Source organism: Agarivorans sp. 1_MG-2023 (assembly GCF_030548385.1).
GTDB lineage: Bacteria > Pseudomonadota > Gammaproteobacteria > Enterobacterales > Celerinatantimonadaceae > Agarivorans.
The window spans coordinates 286,814-302,843 of record NZ_JAUOSJ010000005.1 but is presented as its reverse complement, the minus strand read 5'-3'; the positions used below and the strand labels follow the sequence as shown (position 1 = coordinate 302,843).

The window sequence follows — 16,030 nt, the reverse complement described above, 5'->3', positions numbered from 1 at the left end:
GATTAATGGATTAACAAATGAAAATAAGAACAAAGTTTTTGTTGCTGTTACTCGCTGGTGTAGTTTTTCCGGTTTTAGTCATCTCAATCATTACTGTATGGAACGTTAGAAGTAATGCCGAACTCAGTTTTGAACAACGAAGTACCGCGGAACTAGGGCATATCGACACCACTTTTTCAATCTACCTCAATGGCTTGGCCGAAGATGCTAAGTTTCTTGCCAACTCCTATACCATCCGTCAGTTAGATCATTCTGTTACCACCTATATGGGCAAAGCAAGTAAACCTATGACCCCCGATAAAAGCGGTGGCGTTGAACAAACAGCGTTTCATTTCATGCGCGAGTTTGGTGAAGCTCGCCCAGACTTAGCCTACGTATATTTAGCCATGGACCACGGTGGCTATATCCAATGGCCACTCGGCAAAAACTCTGCTGACTATGATCCTCGTGTGCGCCCTTGGTATCCGCTTTCCATCAACTCTACTACGCCGGTTCGTATTCCTGCTTATCAAGACCTAGTCAGCAAAACACCTTTAGTTGATTACATGGTTCGTTTTGAAGGGAAAAATGGCGCCTTTGGTACCATTGGTGTAGACGTGACGCTAAACAAACTCACCGACTTGATTAAGAAGATTAAATTTGGCGAACAGGGCTACATCATCATGATTGAGGACTCCAATACCATATTGGCCGACCCCTCCAGCGAAGATAATCTATTCCAAGACATTAACGATGTAACCAGCTACCAAGCCATTAAAGACTCGCCTCCCGGTTTGCACACTATTGAAAAAGATGGTGAAACTTGGTTAGCCAACGTGTATTTATCTCCCGACCTCAATTGGCGCTTTATTGGCTTTATGCCCGCCAGCGAGGTTTACCAACAAGCCAACTCCTTAATTACCTTAATTATGGGCGTGGCTATTTTGATGGTGCTGGTCTTTATTGCGATTGGGTTCACCTTGATGAATGTCATTACCAAACCAATGATAACCATTACCGAAGGCCTAGAGGGTATAGCCTCAGGTGAAGGCGACTTAACCCAGCGCCTTAATATCCACTCCAATGATGAATCGGGACAGATGGCCGATGCCTTTAACCGCTTTGTTGAGTCAATAAACGCCTTAGTGGCTAGTATCAAAGGCAATAGTGAGCAAGTAGATAATTCAGCGGCTCATGCCAGCGAACTGTCTAGCACCATGAAACAAATTGCCGAAGGACAATTAGCCGCCGTAGAGCAAGTATCCACCGCTTTTCATGAAATGGTGGCCACCTCTAACGAAGTGGCCTCAAACTGCAGCCAAGCAGCCACCAGCGCCGATGATAGCCAACAGCAAGTGGAAGAAGGTCATCAGTTGATTCAAGATACGGTATTGGCCGTTGGGCAGCTCGAAACAACCTTAAACGAATCAAATCAGGCTATGGATGAACTGTCACAAGAATCGGCCAATATTACGGTCATTCTGGATACCATTCGCGGGATAGCTGAACAAACCAACTTACTGGCGCTCAACGCAGCTATTGAAGCGGCGCGTGCTGGTGAACAAGGCCGTGGCTTTGCTGTAGTCGCCGATGAAGTTCGTACTTTAGCTGGACGTACCGCTGAGTCCACCGAAGAAATCGATAAACTACTAAGTAACCTACGCCAACAAACCGCTAATGTTGCCTCTAAGCTGTCGAGCAGCATTGAGCATTCATCAACTTCAGTTACGGCCACTAATCAAACCAGTACGGTATTTGAGGCTATTTTGCAGTCGGTACTCACTATACGGGATATGGCTACCCAGATTGCAGCTTCGGCAGAAGAGCAGCATTTAGTCGCCGAGGAAATTAATCGTAACATCACTGATATTCACGACGGCTCTAGTCAAGCTAATCAAGTATCACAAGAGCTTGAAGATAGCGCGACCACCTTAAACTCCCTGGCCGGTAGCCTACAGGAAATGGTCTCACGCTTTAAAACTAGTTAGTCACTCTCTAATACAAAAAAGCCCAAGCAAACTTGCTTGGGCTTTTTCTGTTTCTATCGCACGTCTGGCTTAGCGATTTTCTAAACGGCTGTAATCCAATATTCCAGACTCAAGCGGCTCCGCTTGCAGGTATGCTTGATGCAAACGGTCGCTAAATGGCCAGAACTCTTGGCTTGTTCTGCGAATACCATAGCGCTTCATAAAGGCTTGATATGAAGCTTCGTCATTCACATGCACAAGTTGCTGCTGCAAGCGTTTAAGTTCAGATTTCTGTACCTGCCAAAATGCGCCAGGATAAGCCCCCACTAAACCGGGTAACAAAGAAACATGATCTTGGTCTGGGATACGATTATCGTCTTCTAAAAATAAACTAGAGATGTTGGTATGCGCATTATGTCGCAATAAGGTGAAATACTCGGGTTCAGTTTTACTTGGTTCATCCACTTGAATAAACACCACCTGCGGTAACAGTTTAACCGCCCCTCCTTTCCAAGCATCTATCTGAAGCGCAAAGTCGCTGATTTCACGAGAAAACTTAGGGAAGGTAATATCATGTTTCTTAGGTAATGCCGACGCTAGCTTTTCATCCAGCATATCAAACAGTTGCTGTTTATAGGGTAAGTCATCTTGGTATTCAACTGCGCTTTTAAAAAATGCTTCTTGTGGACGAGACTCTACAAAATCAACAATTTGTTTATCGGCTCCCACATACCAGCTGCGTAGTTCGTCGTAACGCACTTCGGCGGGTAACAAGGAAGTAAAGCTACCCTCGCCTTCCATACGTAAAAAGTCCATATACAAGCGCGTAACTAACTGATGACCTAAATTGCCATAAGGGTCAAAGCCAGCCACCAATAAATAATGAATACGCTCAAACAAGGAATAATCAATTACCCATGCTGTTTTAGGTTGTTTACCCACAGTGCCTTTAAGTACGCTGGCACTGTCAAAATGACGAAATATAGTTAATGCCGCGTTGGGGTTGTCACCATCACCATCCCAAAGTAAATCTAAGTTCAATAGGCTATCGTCTTTATTTAACCAGTTTTGCGCTTCCTCAATACTGGCCTCAATGTATTTACGGTGACGTTTGGAATAGCTAATCCAAGTACTAATTGGCAGTACATTACTTTGCTCTACAGAAGGCATGCGCAAGTGTTCACTCTGCTCTACCAAAAACTTTGCTTGTTGCTGTTCATAGCGATTATCTGGATTAGCAAAGTACACCCAAAAGTGATCTTGAATCACATTGAGCGCGACTTGCCCTCTACATACTGGGCCTTTCATAAAGCCCATAATGAAGGTTTCCGCATCGTCTAACATAAAGCGGTAACGGCCATTAACGGTGAGATCCTGAAAGGCCACAAATGGATTGCCAGCCACTTTAGGTTCATAACCTGGCAGCTCATTCACCACGGTATCATCACCCAAAAACCAGTTTTTCCAACGCTCGGCGCGAGCCTGATCTAAACGGTAAGGAATATGTGTTTTTACCACTATGCTTTCACGTTCTGGCGCAAGGCGGTAATAAACTCGCTCAACTTTTGGATCATCATAAGGTCTGCGAGTAGCAATTTGATCAATAGGATTGCCCGGCGCGGTACGCGAGCGAACTAGCTTAAAAAAGGCCGGGCGAGTATTTGGATCTTCAGCAAAATAAAGGTGGGTAATAAACAAATGCTCGTAAATATAACGAGCCATCAGGCGTTGTTTTTTTGAATCGCCATTTAACAAGGCTTCCCATTGTTCAACCTTATCCATTAGTTTGTTATGGGCGCTTAAATCATCAGCCATTGGAGCACCACTAGCTAACCAAGCGGTGAGTGTATCGAACTCCTCATCGCTTATCTCGGGCAAGCCGTAAGGCATGCCCCACTCAGGGTGAGATGCTTGCACCTTAGCGTAACCTTCAATGCCTACACATTGCTGGGCTCTATCCAATGCGAAGTCAAACGCTTCGGGGTCGAGGATCTCGTCACCGGGATCTACGTAGTTGCGCTTTTGTTTTAACGCTTGATACATTACGCCCGCTTCAAGGTTTGCCTCTTCAGTTTGAACCCGTTCATTTAATACCGGATTAAACCCTTTTTGACGCCACATTTGAGTAGATTTAGCATCGGTATATAAACGTGTTGTTGGCGCAGCAGTAACCCGGCTTCCATGATAAACGCGAGCAGTAGTAACACCCCGGTCGATGCCAGCAGCTGAGGTTAGTTTTAACTGGCAGGGCGCGTCGTAACAGGCATGGCACATAACGCAGCGTTGATCGAGGATCGGTTTAACCTCACTCAAAAACTCAGCGGCTGGAGGATAATTTTCAGAAAACACGCGGGGTTGCACAGAGGCTTCGCCAAAGCGCTGGTCGAATTGATTAACAATAATGGTAGAACAGCCTGCAATTAACAGCAGGAGCCAAAAAACACTAAAACGTCGAAACATAGCTCTTCCCTGATCAAGTTAGCGCGACATCTTACGCTACTTACAATGCCTTAAGTATACATCAACTCATGATTTTTTAGCCTGGCTTTACACTTCACCAAAGTAGCGTTTCAACAAAGATTAAAAAAACATCAAAAACTACTTGAACCACCAAATGATAATGATTATCATTTAGATGTAGATTAAAGAGAGGACAGACAAATGATTAAAACAATGACTTTTGCCAGCATGCACTTTAGCATCGCTTTTTTGGTCACTTGGTTATTAACTGGCGATATTATGATTGGTGGTTTAGTGGCTATTGTAGAGCCAGCAGTGAACAGCGTGGCCTACTTCTTCCATGAAAAAGCTTGGGTAAAATGGGGGTTAGGCCCTACTCCTCAACATTAAGGAGCGGATAAATGTTAGACCAAAACCGTGTACAAACAATGGATATTAATATCTTACTGAGCATTATTAACATGCAGGTGAGAAATGACTTTTCGAGCTTTGAGGAGTTATGCCATTTTTACGAGCTCAACCAAAACCAATTAGTACAGCGCTTGGCACTTGCAGGTTATACCTTACAAGCAAACCAGCAATTTACTGCGGCATAAACTGTTGCTGGTAGTCTTGTTCAGAGATAAGGCACGCCGCATCAGGTACCCGTTCAACAATACAAATACCTTGTAAGTGGTCATACTCGTGTTGAATGATCCTAGCAACAAAACCACTATAGCGCTTCTAAATACTCACCTTGCACGTTTTGATAACGCAGCATAATTTCGCTAGCCCGAGCAATCTTCGCTCGCTTACCTGGCACACTTAAGCACCCCTCCCAGCCAAGCTCTTGCTGTTCGCTATACGCGACAATCTTAGGGTTACAAATTTCAAAGGCCGGCAGGTTTGGGGCATCCGGATAACGCTGATTTGCCTTACTAGCCACTATCATTAACTGCCACGACTTTCCTGCTTGCGGCGCGGCTATACCTACACCTTGAGCTTCTAACATGGTAAAACGTAAACGTTCTATCCATGCCAGTTCTTGCTCACTTAAGGGAAAGTGCACAGCGCCAGCCACTTGTTTAAGCACAGGATCTGGGTAAGTCGCTAGTGTTAAAGGCTGAATGCTGATGTTAGCTGGCCTCACTCTCACTGTTCATCGCACTATAAGCCCGATAAGCAAATACTAGAAAGAATGCTTCAAGTATTTGTCCTAGCACTCGGTTACTAAACACCAGTAGTTCACTGGCTTGCTGCGCCAACAACCAACGATGAACGCCCCATACAGGAATCATAGTGACCCCAGCCACAATAATCACACCAGCTAATAGTGGCCACTTATATTCTTCGGTTTGTTTCCAACTGGCGCTAATCGCTTGTAGCGGTGTAGTTCTATGTAATACGCAGTGCAAATCGGCCACAATTAAACGGCTGGCGATAACAATGCCCGGCAAAACAAAAAAACTTAGCCCTAACATCACTAAGCTAAAAGTCATGGCAATCACTAAAAATAAACTGGGCCAGATGCTCAAAGCTGCTTCAAAGCAACGACTAATCGACCACGGCTGTTGCTTAATGTGGCTGCGCATATAAAGAATGATTGCGCCTTGGTAGATTGGCTGCATTAACAAACCCAAGCCAACAAACATCCAATAATTAACCGCCGATTCTTCGGGTAAGTTCTGTACATACATACTTTGAATTGCCGCGAAGGGGATTGCAAAAGGCAACACCATTAAGGCAATAGCCATAAAGTGCCGACGGTAGAAATGAACACTATCGGCTAACCAATCCCACAAACCACTAACTGCCATGGTACTCCTTTAACCATTTCCCTTGCGTTAAATACAAAACCACCTCTTAAACCTATTTACGCCAGCGCTACGCCAAGCGAACACATTCCAGTAATTGAGAAAGACCCGAAATTTGCCAAGTCACATTATCAAAAGGTTGAGCAACTACTTCACCAGCGACCTGGCGCTGTAACCATACACTAGTAAGGCCCGCTGCTTCAGCCCCTTGAGCGTCATTTTTAAAGTTATCCCCCACATAACAGCAATCTTTGGCAGAAAGCTTGGCCATAGCGAGGGCTTTATCAAAAATGGCGGGATCTGGTTTAGCTGAACCGGCCGCTTCGGCAGTTAATACAAACTCAAAATAGTGAGTAAGACCAGCCGCTTTAACCTTACGCTGCTGCATATCTTCTGGGCCGTTCGAGACCAATGCTAATCGCCACCCTTGCTGACGCAATTTGTCTAAACAAACTAAAGTATCGGGGTAAAGCTGAGTGGCAGCTATATATTGCTGCATAAAATACTCAAAAGCGTCTTCAGCTTGCTTATCGCTTAATTCAGGTTTTTGTAAGGCTTCGCGGGCGCGCGCTTGGCGCATTTCTGCAGCACTTAACTGGCCCTGCAAAAAAGCGGGATAATGCTGTTTAAGCGCGCGACGCCAATGGCTCATTGCTTCAGCTTCGAGCTCTGGTTGGTAGTGTGTACACAGCGCTTTAGCCGCGGTTTCAGTGGCGATGGCATCATCAACCAAAGTATCGTCTAAATCGAATAACAGCATGCTTGCTGAGGTTTGAGACGTCATTCGTTTCCCCTTTTTTCAGCCAGATTAGCGAGCTAGCTTTAGAAGTCAACGATTGTTTACAGGCTACATATTAAGCCTGACAACAAAATGCAGTGATCTATCAGTAGCCTGCTACCGTTATTTGTATGAGTAACATATTAAAGGGCATAAAGATGAACACTCCATCAGTCAGCTTAAGTGAAGTTACCCTGCTATTTTACCCTGAAGATAAGCCCTATCAGCTACAATCACTGGTGCTTAAAGATCAAGTAAAAACCCAGCAAGGCCGGGTAATGATCAGCGCTAAATACAAGCAAGGGAAAATCATTGTGGCGGTTATTGAAGGCCATGCTGAATTGCTAAACCTATTGGGCGATCGCTTTGATGGGCGACCCGCCTCGGCAGCTTAAGACTTGGCTTGCGCAGGTTCAGCTTCGCCGTTGCTTAAATTGTCCACTTCCGCTTCGGCGCACATGTAGGCGCGGCTGGAGCAAAATGGGGTAAGTGGCACACTTGGCTCCATTGCTTGCTCTTGCTCTGTAAGGTGAGATTGATGTTTATCGGTCACTTTACCTACCACATAAAACGCCATTCTTAAGGCCAACAAGCCAAACACAACGGTGCCTAAGGCTTGCCCAGCCAGCACACCTAATGGGCCAAACCACTCCCCACCTAAATATACAAACGGCATGGTGCCTAAAGTTGCTTTACCAAAATTAAGCATGGTAGATGTGCTGGGATAACCTAGATTATTAAAGGCGGCGTTGGCCACAAACATGGCGCCGTTAAATACAAAACTAAAGCTAATCCACGTACAAAAAAAGGCGATCACCGTGGCGGCTTCCCCACCCACTCCAAACACCCTAATGATGTGGTTTTGGCCCAACAACATAAGCAGAGATACCACGGCCACAAAGCCACCGTTAAACCACAAAGCCTTGCTCAGTGCTTCACGAACGCGATCGTAATAATGGGCACCAAAGTTTTGTCCGACTATCGGGCCAATAGCACCAGATAAGGAGAAAATCATCCCAAAGGCCACCGGCATGATCCGCCCAACCACTGCCCAACCAGCGACGTAAGCATCGCCAAAAGCCGCAATTGCGGCTGTAACATAAGCATTTCCGAGCGGCGTTGCTACATTAGTCATCATCGCGGGGCCGGCTACTTTTAAAATACCGCGTAAATCTTCCAACAACCTTTGCATACTGAATCGAGCAAACAGATTATGCTCGTACACCACGCCGTATAGTGCGACACCAGCCACCACAAAACGAGCGATAACAGACGCAATAGCCGCTCCTGGCAAACCTAAACCAAGGGCAAAAATAAAAATTGGGTCAAGAACGGCATTCACGCCGCCACCAGCCAAAGTAGACCACATGGCTCGCTTGGCATCGCCCACCGAACGCAACGCAGCGCCTGCACTCATGGCTAAACCCAGTATCGGCAATGAAGGCAGCAAAATACGAATATAAGTTACCGCCAGCTCATGAGTGCGCGCTTTAGCACCAATAAGGCTTAATAATTCAGGGGCGAAATACCACACTAAAGCGGCAAAGGATGCGCTAATGATAAAGCCAGTAAACAGAATATTGGTGACCAGTTGCCTAGCTCTAGCTTTGTCTTGCTGGCCAATGGCCTTAGAGACCAGCGCGGTCATAGCAATGGATAAACCAATGGAAATAGAGGTAGTAAAAAATGCGATAGTTCCAGCGTAACCTACCGCAGCGGCCAGCTCTGCTTCACCCAGTAAACTGATGAAAAATAGATCGGCCAAATCAACGAGAAAAAGAGCAGTTAAACCAATAGCATTGGTTGAAGACATCACCACTATGTGGCGAAAAATATCACCGGAAACAAACTTGGCCTTTGGCATAGAAACTCGCAACACGATTGGATAGCTTCTAGTGTAGGCGCAAACTGGTGTTGAGTCATGGGCAGAATAGCCCCTTATTTAAAGGGGCTATTGCTCTGCAACGCTAAAATTATACTAAGCTAGCGCGTAACTCTTTAGTCGCTAACACCATGTTTTTAAGGGCCGCTTCGGTTTCTTCCCAGTTACGGGTTTTAAGGCCACAATCTGGATTTACCCATAAACGCTGATGAGGGATCCACTCGGCAGCTTTATCGATTAAGCCTTTTATATCTGCAATGCTTGGAATATTTGGCGAGTGAATATCGTAAACGCCTGGACCAATTTCATTGGGGTACTCAAAGTGCTCAAAAGCCTGTAGCAAACTCATTGCCGAACGTGAAGTTTCAATGGTTAATACATCGGCATCTAGCGCTGCAACGGAGGGCATAATGTCGTTAAACTCGCTGTAACACATATGCGTATGGATCTGGGTTTCAGGTTGAGCACTAGCTGCAGACAATTTAAAGGCTGATACCGCCCAATCTAGATAGTGCTGCCATTCGCTGCGCTTAAGCGGCATACCTTCGCGAATAGCGGGCTCATCAATTTGAATAACCTGAATACCTGCTTGTTGCAGCTCAGCCACTTCATCATTCAAAGCCAAAGCTATTTGTTCGGCAATTTCTGCTCGGCTAATGTCTTCACGAGCAAAGCTCCAAGTAAGAATGGTTACCGGTCCTGTAAGCATGCCTTTTACTGGCTTGTTGGTGAGTGATTGTGCGTAGTTAGTCCACTCAAGCGTTAATGGTTTAGAGCGCTCGATATCATCGACAATGATTGCTGGTTTCACGCAGCGTGAACCGTAGCTTTGCACCCAGCCAAAACGGCTAGCGATAAAGCCATCTAATAACTCGGCAAAGTATTCCACCATGTCATTTCGCTCAGCTTCGCCATGCACTAATACATCTAGGCCTAACTTTTCTTGGCGCTCAATAGCATCGGCAATGTGTTTCGCTAACGCGGCATCGTAATCCACTTGGCTTAACTCACCAGCTTTGTATTCACGACGTTGACGGCGAATTTCATTGGTTTGCGGAAACGACCCAATCGTAGTAGTTGGCAGTGGTGGCAATTGTAAGCTTTGTTGCTGAATAGCTTGGCGCTGAGTAAACGCTAACTTACGCTCGCGCTGTGCCGGCGCCAGCTGTTCTATACGCTGCTGTAGTTCTGTATTTTTCTGATTACTAAGCGATTGTAAAGCAGCACTGTATTGGCGCGATAAACGTAAGGCATCAGCGTCACCATTTAAGGCTTCATCCAATATTTGTAGCTCTGTTAGTTTTTGCTCTGCAAAGGCTAAGCGGAATTTTGCATCGCCTAAATCTGTTTCACTTTCTAAATCAAGCGGGCTATGCAGTAACGAACATGATGAAGCAAACCACAAACGTTCACCTAAGCGCACTTTCAGTGAACTATATTGCTCGATAAGCTGCGGTAAGTTAGCGCGCCATACATTGCGACCATTAACTACGCCAGCCGACAGCACCCAATGCTCTGGCAGCCAAGTAAGCACTTGCTCCAATTGCTCTGGTGCAGCACTTAAATCTAGGTGTAAACCGTCTACGGCCAACTGTTTAATCACTTCAGCGTTATAAAGCACATCGGCAAAGTAGCTGGTAAGAAGTAACTTACTAGAGCTTATGCGCGTGCTGTAGGCGTCTAGCAAGGCTGCTTGCCACTGCGGCTCTAGCTCCAAACCAAGCACTGGTTCGTCAACTTGCACCCACTCAATGCCTAAATCCGCGATTTTTTGGAAAATTTCGCGATAAACGGTAAGCAATTGTGGAAGCAAAGAGATACGTTGAAAACCATCTTCTGCGGCATCATCATTTTTACCTAGGTATAAATACGATACAGGGCCGAGAATAACGGGTTTAACTTCGTGCCCTAAGGCTAGCGCTTCTTTAATTTCATCAAACAATTGTTGCCACTGTAAGCTAAATTCAGTCTTTTCAGAAAACTCAGGAACAATGTAGTGGTAGTTAGTGTTAAACCATTTACTCATGTCAGACGCAGCATGGTTACAACCACAACCTTGCTGGCCACGAGCCACTGCGAATGTGCTGTCTAAGGTAATTTCGTCTGACTGGTGACGCTTCGGCACATTGCCTAATAGCAGTGAAGTATTCAACACTTGGTCGTACCAAGCAAAGTCACCTACCGTTACCCAAGCCTGACCACTGTCTTGCTGGGCTTGCCAATTTTGTTGGCGAATTGTTTTGCCTACTTCAAGTAATTGCTGCTGCGATGACTCGCCGCGCCAGTAACGTTCTAAGGCAAACTTTAGCTCTCGCTGCTTACCAATTCGCGGATAACCCAATACGTGTGTAATGCTCATTTCAATAATCCTTTTAGCCGTCTAGATGTATATAAATCCATAGTGACTAGTCGAACCAAGCAATACAATTGAAAAGCTATCAAGTGAAATTGAAGTTTATTCAACACCATCAATCTCACACCCAAATTAGCAAGGCTTGAAAGCGAACAACTTATTTGCAAAATTGAATATTATTCATGATTGCCTAAGTAACTAAGCCTCACGCTATACAAGCTGAGTAGCCATGCTTAAGCTGGCAACTTAGTGTTAAGAAATGGAGGGCAAGGCACATATGTTAGAGTTAAAACACTTACGCAGTATTAAAGCTATCGCCAATAGTTCTTCACTAAAAGCAGCGGCCGCTAAGCTGTTTATTACTGATTCTGCATTATCTCATCAGTTAAAAGATATTGAGCAGCGCATTGGAGCCAGCTTAGTCGTAAGAAAACAGCAACCTTTGGCTCTTACCGAGCAAGGCTGCCAATTGTTATCCCTTGCCACACAAGTATTGCCGCTAATAGAAAAAGCGGAGCAAACACTCTTACACTCTCATCAGCAACAGAGTCGATTGAACATTAGTGTAGATTGTCACGCTTGCTTTCAGTGGTTACTACCTAGCTTGCAGCAATTTCAACACACCTGGCCGCAGGTTAGCAGTAGCTTCTGCCAAGATAAGGACTACAACGGGTTACCGCTGTTGCAAAGTGGTGAAGCAGATTTACTCCTCACCTCCAATGTGAAAGTAGATCAACAGATTCATTATCAGGCATTATTTGAATATGAAATGGTATTAATTTGCCCTCCGCAGCATCGTTTAAGTCAGCGCCAAAGCATTCAAGCTGCAGACTTAGCCGGTGAAACGGTTATTAGTTACCCAGTGGCGCTGCAACGATTAGACCTGCACCAACACATACTCGCGCCCGCCAACATTGAACCTAGGCAATGGAAACATGCCGACAACCCCGCCATGCTGTTACAAATGGTAGCAGCAGGAATGGGGGTGGCTGCCATGCCTTATTGGGCTGTGGAGCATTATGCGGCCCAGCAATTCATTAGCCTACGATCGTTTAAACAAGCATTATGGCGACCTATGTACGCTGCTTACTCCACTAACCTGCGAACCAGCACTCCCTTACAAGCGTTTATTTCTCTCATTCTAGAGCAAGCCTTTGGCCAACTAAAAGGCACCAGAACCCTGCGCGCTAAACCGCAATAATCCTCACTAATTATTTGACGAAACGCACAAAAAGAGTTTACTTTTAATAACATAAGTTAAGTTGTTCCCTTCTCATCAATTTGCAGTTTGGCAAAGGTTTCGCACTATGGTGTCTGACTGGTCTCCAGCAGAATTTACAGAAAGAAAAATGAGCCTTGTTATGCACTTGGCCGGTTTAATTCCTTGTATTTATTTCTCTTACGTTCACCTTTTTGGTGGCGTTTTTTGGTATGGCTTAGTGGTTCTTCCCTGCACATTTGCCATTTTGGTTTCATTGTTTTTATTATTCACTCAACCAGACTCACAGAGTTACAAAATAGCCGATGTGTGGTTTTTGCTGCTAGCAATTCCGCCAGTGTTATTAGCACTAACCCGCCACGATATGCATGGTGAATTCTTCGTCCCGCCGTTAATTCTTGCTTGTTTTATCCATCTACCGTTAAAAGTGGCAGAGCGCCTAGTGTTAGCAGTGAGTATTGTGGCGGTTGTACTTGGGGTTAACCATCTGGGTATTCATCAAGGTATACGTTTTGGCATCGGGATTGTTGCTACCCACATATTCGCTTGGGGCTTAGCAAGGGTGTTGGTTAAACAACATAACGAGCTAAAAGATCTCGCCTTTAAAGATTCGCTCACTCGCTGTTACAACCGCAGAGCCCTATTCGATGAACTATTAAAGGCAAAACAGCAAGATAAGCGCAGCGGCATTAAAGCAGCGATTGTTTTATTAGATTTAGACCACTTTAAACAAGTGAATGATCAACTAGGGCACAATGTAGGGGATCAAGTACTGGTGTGGTTTGCTCATTTTCTGCAGCAGAATACTCGAGTCAACGACCGAGTATTTCGTTATGGCGGGGAAGAGTTTTTAATTCTTTTTCACGATGCTGACTTTGACATGGCTTACAAAACCAGCGAGAAGCTGGTGAGTACCATCGCCAAGATAAAGGCGCCAGAGCAATTAAGCGTTAGTTTTAGTGCCGGAATTTCGGTGATAAAAGATGGTGAAAGCATCGACGACTGGATTCAACGTGCAGATATGGCCTTGTATCAAGCTAAACAAGCTGGCCGTAATCAAACCTGGCCGAGTCAGTTTACCTCTGCTGAAGCAACGGATTAAACAAGAAAGGCCTACTGTTTTCAGTAGGCCTTATAGCAATTATCCTGCTCGACTAAAGCGGTAAGACTGAATCATTTTCTCTTCGCTACCCTGCTTGCTAAAAGTTTCAACTAGCCAAAGTTGAGGGCTGACTACTCTCAGCTCCATACGCATATGCTTTGTTTCGCTAATGTTTAATGGATAGTAATTAAAACGATTCATTTCAGCTTGATACTCGCCGGCATACGCCACTTCACTGTTTAGAATGGATGCATCAACAGTTAGCTGATGACCTAATTGCTGACTATAACTAATGGTGGTACTGGCTTGTAAGTCCACAACTTCACCGTTTATTCGCAGATCATCTAAGTCAATAGTAGCAGCATCGCTTTGTAGCATCTTGCCACTTGCTGTACCGTCAGCTTCTGTAACACTACCATCTGCCTCTACCGCCCAAATGCTCACCTGCCATTGGCCTAACAACTGGCTTAGATGAGCATCTTGCGAGTTGCCCTTATTATCACCGTTCACAACGATCGTATTAGGTTGAGAAATAGCATCTGCTGTAGTATCCGTTCTGCGGTTTTCTTGTTGATTTTCGTAGTCACGCATTGCTCCACCAGCCCCACCGGCAGCTGCCCCTACTACCGCACCTTTAACCGCCAACTCAGCGTCACCAGTGACTGCGCCCATGACCAAACCGACTACGGCTCCGCCTATTGCACCTGTTTTCATTCCTTGGTTAGGATCGGGCTCTCCATCCGTTGAAGCGCAACCCGCTAGCAAAGTGCTAGTAAAAAAAACAACACTAATAGAGGTACCGAGTTTATTCATTTATGTCTGTCTCTAATGTTTAAAATAGTCGAGCGCTAATCTAGCAATAGAGATTGGCTTTGGTCAGGGCATACAAAAAAAAGTTTTCTCTAGTTCATGCCTAGTTCAACCAACCTTAAGTTGCTTAATGGTAGATAAACTTCTGCTAAAATAAGCTAACAGTTACAATTGTTTACTGAGTATTAATGTCAAACTACAAAAATATCGCAGACTATATCCAGCAAAAACGTAAACAAATAGATTTGACACAAGAACAACTTTGCCAAGAGCTTTCGGTTTTTAGCCCCGAATTTAACGATTTAGACTCTTTGGCTATAAGCCGCTGGGAAAGGGGAAAGGTAGAACCCAGCTTAAATCGGCAGGTGGAAATAATTAGCTACTTTGGGGATCAAGCCTACCAAATATTCACTGGCAAACACTTTAGTTCAAAGAATCTGCCTAGCATGGACGCTATGAACAAACTGCTAGAGGCGCGAACCAGATTTAAACACTATATGGGCGCTCACCCCTACCTTCCTAAGAACCAAGCAAACTATCAACGAATTTGCCCGCCTGATGAATTAGCTGACCGTAGTTGTAATCATCTAAGCCACTATATTGACAACTTAACGGCTGGTTTAGAACAATGGGATAGCCAGTGGCTCCAATCCTTACAAAATACTTCTGGCGGCTTAGTCAGTTACTACTTTTATCTTGGGCAACTAGGCGGACACAGTTATGCCCTTAAAGTGAAGCCGGTTATTTTTGATCAACTACTCAATGGAGACATGAGCGAAACAGAATTAAGACCAGACATGTTGGCCAGTAGAAAAGAGCCGGGCTATCTATATATTTTTTCGATTTACACCGGCAGAGTGCAAGCTATCAACTACATTTACGAACACATTTTTGCGACCATAGTTGATGACCCATCAATATTACACATTGGCTTAAGGGTAAGACGAGACATCGCACACATACAACTAGACAACATTCCTCACTACGTAACCGCCTTGGGTCCAGTCAGTGATAACACCAGTGTAGGAATTAAGTATCAAGGTAAGCGTTACCAATACATCTGCTGCCAAATTGAACGGCAAGCTTTAATCAACGCACCTATATTTCTCAACATACTTAGAAATGAGTAAAGCGGTAAACCGAGTTGAATATACCTCTCGGTTTAGGTGGCAGGTTTAAGAAGCACTAACACACTTGGTTTGTTGTACGGCTAGGCTCTCTTGTTCAGTGCGCCACAACCGGTGACCACACTCTAAACAAACACATTCTCGACGGTAATCCATTAAGCTTTCTAAGCCGTACTCCCAAGTTTGGTTGCTATTACAATGAATACAACGAATAGTGGCTTCGCTCTCCACCTTTTCAGGGTAGCGCTGTTGGTAATCTTTTAGTGTCGGCAAGCGTAGCCATGTGCGCTCGTTGTTATCACGCCGACTAAAAAACAACACAACCGCACCAAACAAAATCAACAACAGTTGAAGCAAAACACCCACCTTGGTTTTTTTTAAGCTTAAGTTCTTAATATCGAACTCTATTTCCGCTACAGATCCTTGCTTAGATACCATTTTAAATCAACCTGGTTTTTAACAAATATGCCAATAACAGCAAAAAGGCTCTTCACTAACTGTTACATATTGTTTACGTTTTAGTGGTTGATAATACTAATCGAGTTTTATTACGCTTAAAC

16 protein-coding genes are annotated in these 16,030 nt (G+C 44.8%); 7 read left to right on the top strand and 9 right to left on the bottom strand.

Translation table 11 applies throughout. The annotated features are described in order from the left end of the window. The first annotated feature begins 17 nt into the window (after positions 1 to 17). The gene (locus Q4592_RS09685) at positions 18 to 1,967 is read left to right on the top strand and encodes a methyl-accepting chemotaxis protein (RefSeq protein WP_303512297.1); all 1,950 of its coding nucleotides are present in this window, start codon (positions 18 to 20) and stop codon (positions 1,965 to 1,967) included. A gap of 69 nt (positions 1,968 to 2,036) precedes the next feature. On the opposite strand, the gene Q4592_RS09680 is transcribed toward Q4592_RS09685, so the two are convergent. Next, a complete protein-coding gene (locus tag Q4592_RS09680; protein WP_303512295.1) occupies positions 2,037 to 4,406 on the bottom strand; it encodes a fatty acid cis/trans isomerase in 2,370 nt (789 codons plus the stop codon). A 201-nt stretch (positions 4,407 to 4,607) separates the two neighbouring features. On the opposite strand from Q4592_RS09680, the gene Q4592_RS09675 reads away from it, so the two are divergent. After that, positions 4,608 to 4,796 (top strand): DUF2061 domain-containing protein, encoded by a 189-nt coding sequence (locus Q4592_RS09675; protein ID WP_303512294.1) that lies wholly within the window; start codon positions 4,608 to 4,610, stop codon positions 4,794 to 4,796. Between the two features lie 11 nt (positions 4,797 to 4,807). After that, positions 4,808 to 5,002: a DUF4250 domain-containing protein gene (locus Q4592_RS09670; RefSeq protein WP_137674205.1), complete on the top strand. Its 195-nt coding sequence runs from the start codon at positions 4,808 to 4,810 to the stop codon at positions 5,000 to 5,002. Here the strand turns inward: Q4592_RS09670 and Q4592_RS21805 are convergent. From Q4592_RS21805 to Q4592_RS09655, 4 genes are all read right to left on the bottom strand, one after another. Further along, entirely contained in the window at positions 4,989 to 5,099 is a 111-nt protein-coding gene (locus Q4592_RS21805) for a hypothetical protein (protein WP_368509298.1), read from the bottom strand. The genes Q4592_RS09670 and Q4592_RS21805 overlap by 14 nt on opposite strands. 19 nt (positions 5,100 to 5,118) lie before the next feature. Next, positions 5,119 to 5,535 (bottom strand): peptide deformylase, encoded by a 417-nt coding sequence (locus Q4592_RS09665; RefSeq protein ID WP_303512292.1) that lies wholly within the window; start codon positions 5,533 to 5,535, stop codon positions 5,119 to 5,121. Next, entirely contained in the window at positions 5,522 to 6,202 is a 681-nt protein-coding gene (locus Q4592_RS09660) for a hypothetical protein (protein ID WP_303512290.1), read from the bottom strand. The genes Q4592_RS09665 and Q4592_RS09660 overlap by 14 nt, the downstream gene beginning before the upstream one ends. 67 nt (positions 6,203 to 6,269) lie before the next feature. Beyond that, positions 6,270 to 6,983, bottom strand: coding sequence for an HAD family hydrolase (locus Q4592_RS09655; RefSeq protein ID WP_303512289.1), 714 nt, complete (start codon positions 6,981 to 6,983; stop codon positions 6,270 to 6,272). Between the two features lie 152 nt (positions 6,984 to 7,135). Here Q4592_RS09655 and Q4592_RS09650 point away from each other — a divergent pair, with 152 nt between their 5' ends. Next, a complete protein-coding gene (locus Q4592_RS09650) occupies positions 7,136 to 7,372 on the top strand; it encodes a DUF2375 family protein (RefSeq protein WP_161985179.1) in 237 nt (78 codons plus the stop codon). Here Q4592_RS09650 and Q4592_RS09645 read toward each other — a convergent pair. Both Q4592_RS09645 and metE read right to left on the bottom strand, forming a co-directional pair. After that, complete coding sequence (locus tag Q4592_RS09645) at positions 7,369 to 8,841, bottom strand: MATE family efflux transporter (protein ID WP_303512288.1); 1,473 nt, start codon at positions 8,839 to 8,841, stop codon at positions 7,369 to 7,371. The two genes, Q4592_RS09650 and Q4592_RS09645, sit on opposite strands and share 4 nt — an antisense overlap. Positions 8,842 to 8,950: 109 nt before the next feature. Further along, complete coding sequence (gene metE, locus Q4592_RS09640; RefSeq protein ID WP_303512286.1) at positions 8,951 to 11,218, bottom strand: 5-methyltetrahydropteroyltriglutamate--homocysteine S-methyltransferase; 2,268 nt, start codon at positions 11,216 to 11,218, stop codon at positions 8,951 to 8,953. Positions 11,219 to 11,489: 271 nt separating this feature from the next. On the opposite strand from metE, the gene Q4592_RS09635 reads away from it, so the two are divergent. After that, the gene (locus Q4592_RS09635; protein WP_303512285.1) at positions 11,490 to 12,413 is read left to right on the top strand and encodes a LysR substrate-binding domain-containing protein; all 924 of its coding nucleotides are present in this window, start codon (positions 11,490 to 11,492) and stop codon (positions 12,411 to 12,413) included. Between the two features lie 148 nt (positions 12,414 to 12,561). After that, complete coding sequence (locus tag Q4592_RS09630) at positions 12,562 to 13,533, top strand: GGDEF domain-containing protein (RefSeq protein ID WP_303512284.1); 972 nt, start codon at positions 12,562 to 12,564, stop codon at positions 13,531 to 13,533. Between the two features lie 39 nt (positions 13,534 to 13,572). Here Q4592_RS09630 and Q4592_RS09625 read toward each other — a convergent pair whose 3' ends face one another. Continuing rightward, positions 13,573 to 14,346 (bottom strand): glycine zipper domain-containing protein, encoded by a 774-nt coding sequence (locus Q4592_RS09625; protein ID WP_303512283.1) that lies wholly within the window; start codon positions 14,344 to 14,346, stop codon positions 13,573 to 13,575. A 185-nt stretch (positions 14,347 to 14,531) separates the two neighbouring features. On the opposite strand from Q4592_RS09625, the gene Q4592_RS09620 reads away from it, so the two are divergent. Beyond that, positions 14,532 to 15,473 (top strand): helix-turn-helix domain-containing protein, encoded by a 942-nt coding sequence (locus tag Q4592_RS09620; RefSeq protein ID WP_303512280.1) that lies wholly within the window; start codon positions 14,532 to 14,534, stop codon positions 15,471 to 15,473. Between the two features lie 45 nt (positions 15,474 to 15,518). On the opposite strand, the gene Q4592_RS09615 is transcribed toward Q4592_RS09620, so the two are convergent. Beyond that, entirely contained in the window at positions 15,519 to 15,908 is a 390-nt protein-coding gene (locus Q4592_RS09615) for a hypothetical protein (RefSeq protein ID WP_303512279.1), read from the bottom strand. Between the last annotated feature and the right edge of the window lie 122 nt (positions 15,909 to 16,030).

Coding starts and splice junctions, on each gene's coding strand:
- Q4592_RS09645 (WP_303512288.1), bottom strand. CDS start 8,841: ATGCCAAAGGCCAAGTTTGTTTCCGGTGATATTTTTCGCCACATAGTG.
- Q4592_RS09615 (WP_303512279.1), bottom strand. CDS start 15,908: ATGGTATCTAAGCAAGGATCTGTAGCGGAAATAGAGTTCGATATTAAG.
- Q4592_RS09635 (WP_303512285.1), top strand. CDS start 11,490: ATGTTAGAGTTAAAACACTTACGCAGTATTAAAGCTATCGCCAATAGT.
- Q4592_RS09685 (WP_303512297.1), top strand. CDS start 18: ATGAAAATAAGAACAAAGTTTTTGTTGCTGTTACTCGCTGGTGTAGTT.
- Q4592_RS09655 (WP_303512289.1), bottom strand. CDS start 6,983: ATGACGTCTCAAACCTCAGCAAGCATGCTGTTATTCGATTTAGACGAT.
- Q4592_RS09630 (WP_303512284.1), top strand. CDS start 12,562: ATGAGCCTTGTTATGCACTTGGCCGGTTTAATTCCTTGTATTTATTTC.
- Q4592_RS09675 (WP_303512294.1), top strand. CDS start 4,608: ATGATTAAAACAATGACTTTTGCCAGCATGCACTTTAGCATCGCTTTT.
- Q4592_RS09660 (WP_303512290.1), bottom strand. CDS start 6,202: ATGGCAGTTAGTGGTTTGTGGGATTGGTTAGCCGATAGTGTTCATTTC.
- Q4592_RS09620 (WP_303512280.1), top strand. CDS start 14,532: ATGTCAAACTACAAAAATATCGCAGACTATATCCAGCAAAAACGTAAA.
- Q4592_RS09680 (WP_303512295.1), bottom strand. CDS start 4,406: ATGTTTCGACGTTTTAGTGTTTTTTGGCTCCTGCTGTTAATTGCAGGC.
- metE (WP_303512286.1), bottom strand. CDS start 11,218: ATGAGCATTACACACGTATTGGGTTATCCGCGAATTGGTAAGCAGCGA.
- Q4592_RS09670 (WP_137674205.1), top strand. CDS start 4,808: ATGTTAGACCAAAACCGTGTACAAACAATGGATATTAATATCTTACTG.
- Q4592_RS09650 (WP_161985179.1), top strand. CDS start 7,136: ATGAACACTCCATCAGTCAGCTTAAGTGAAGTTACCCTGCTATTTTAC.
- Q4592_RS09625 (WP_303512283.1), bottom strand. CDS start 14,346: ATGAATAAACTCGGTACCTCTATTAGTGTTGTTTTTTTTACTAGCACT.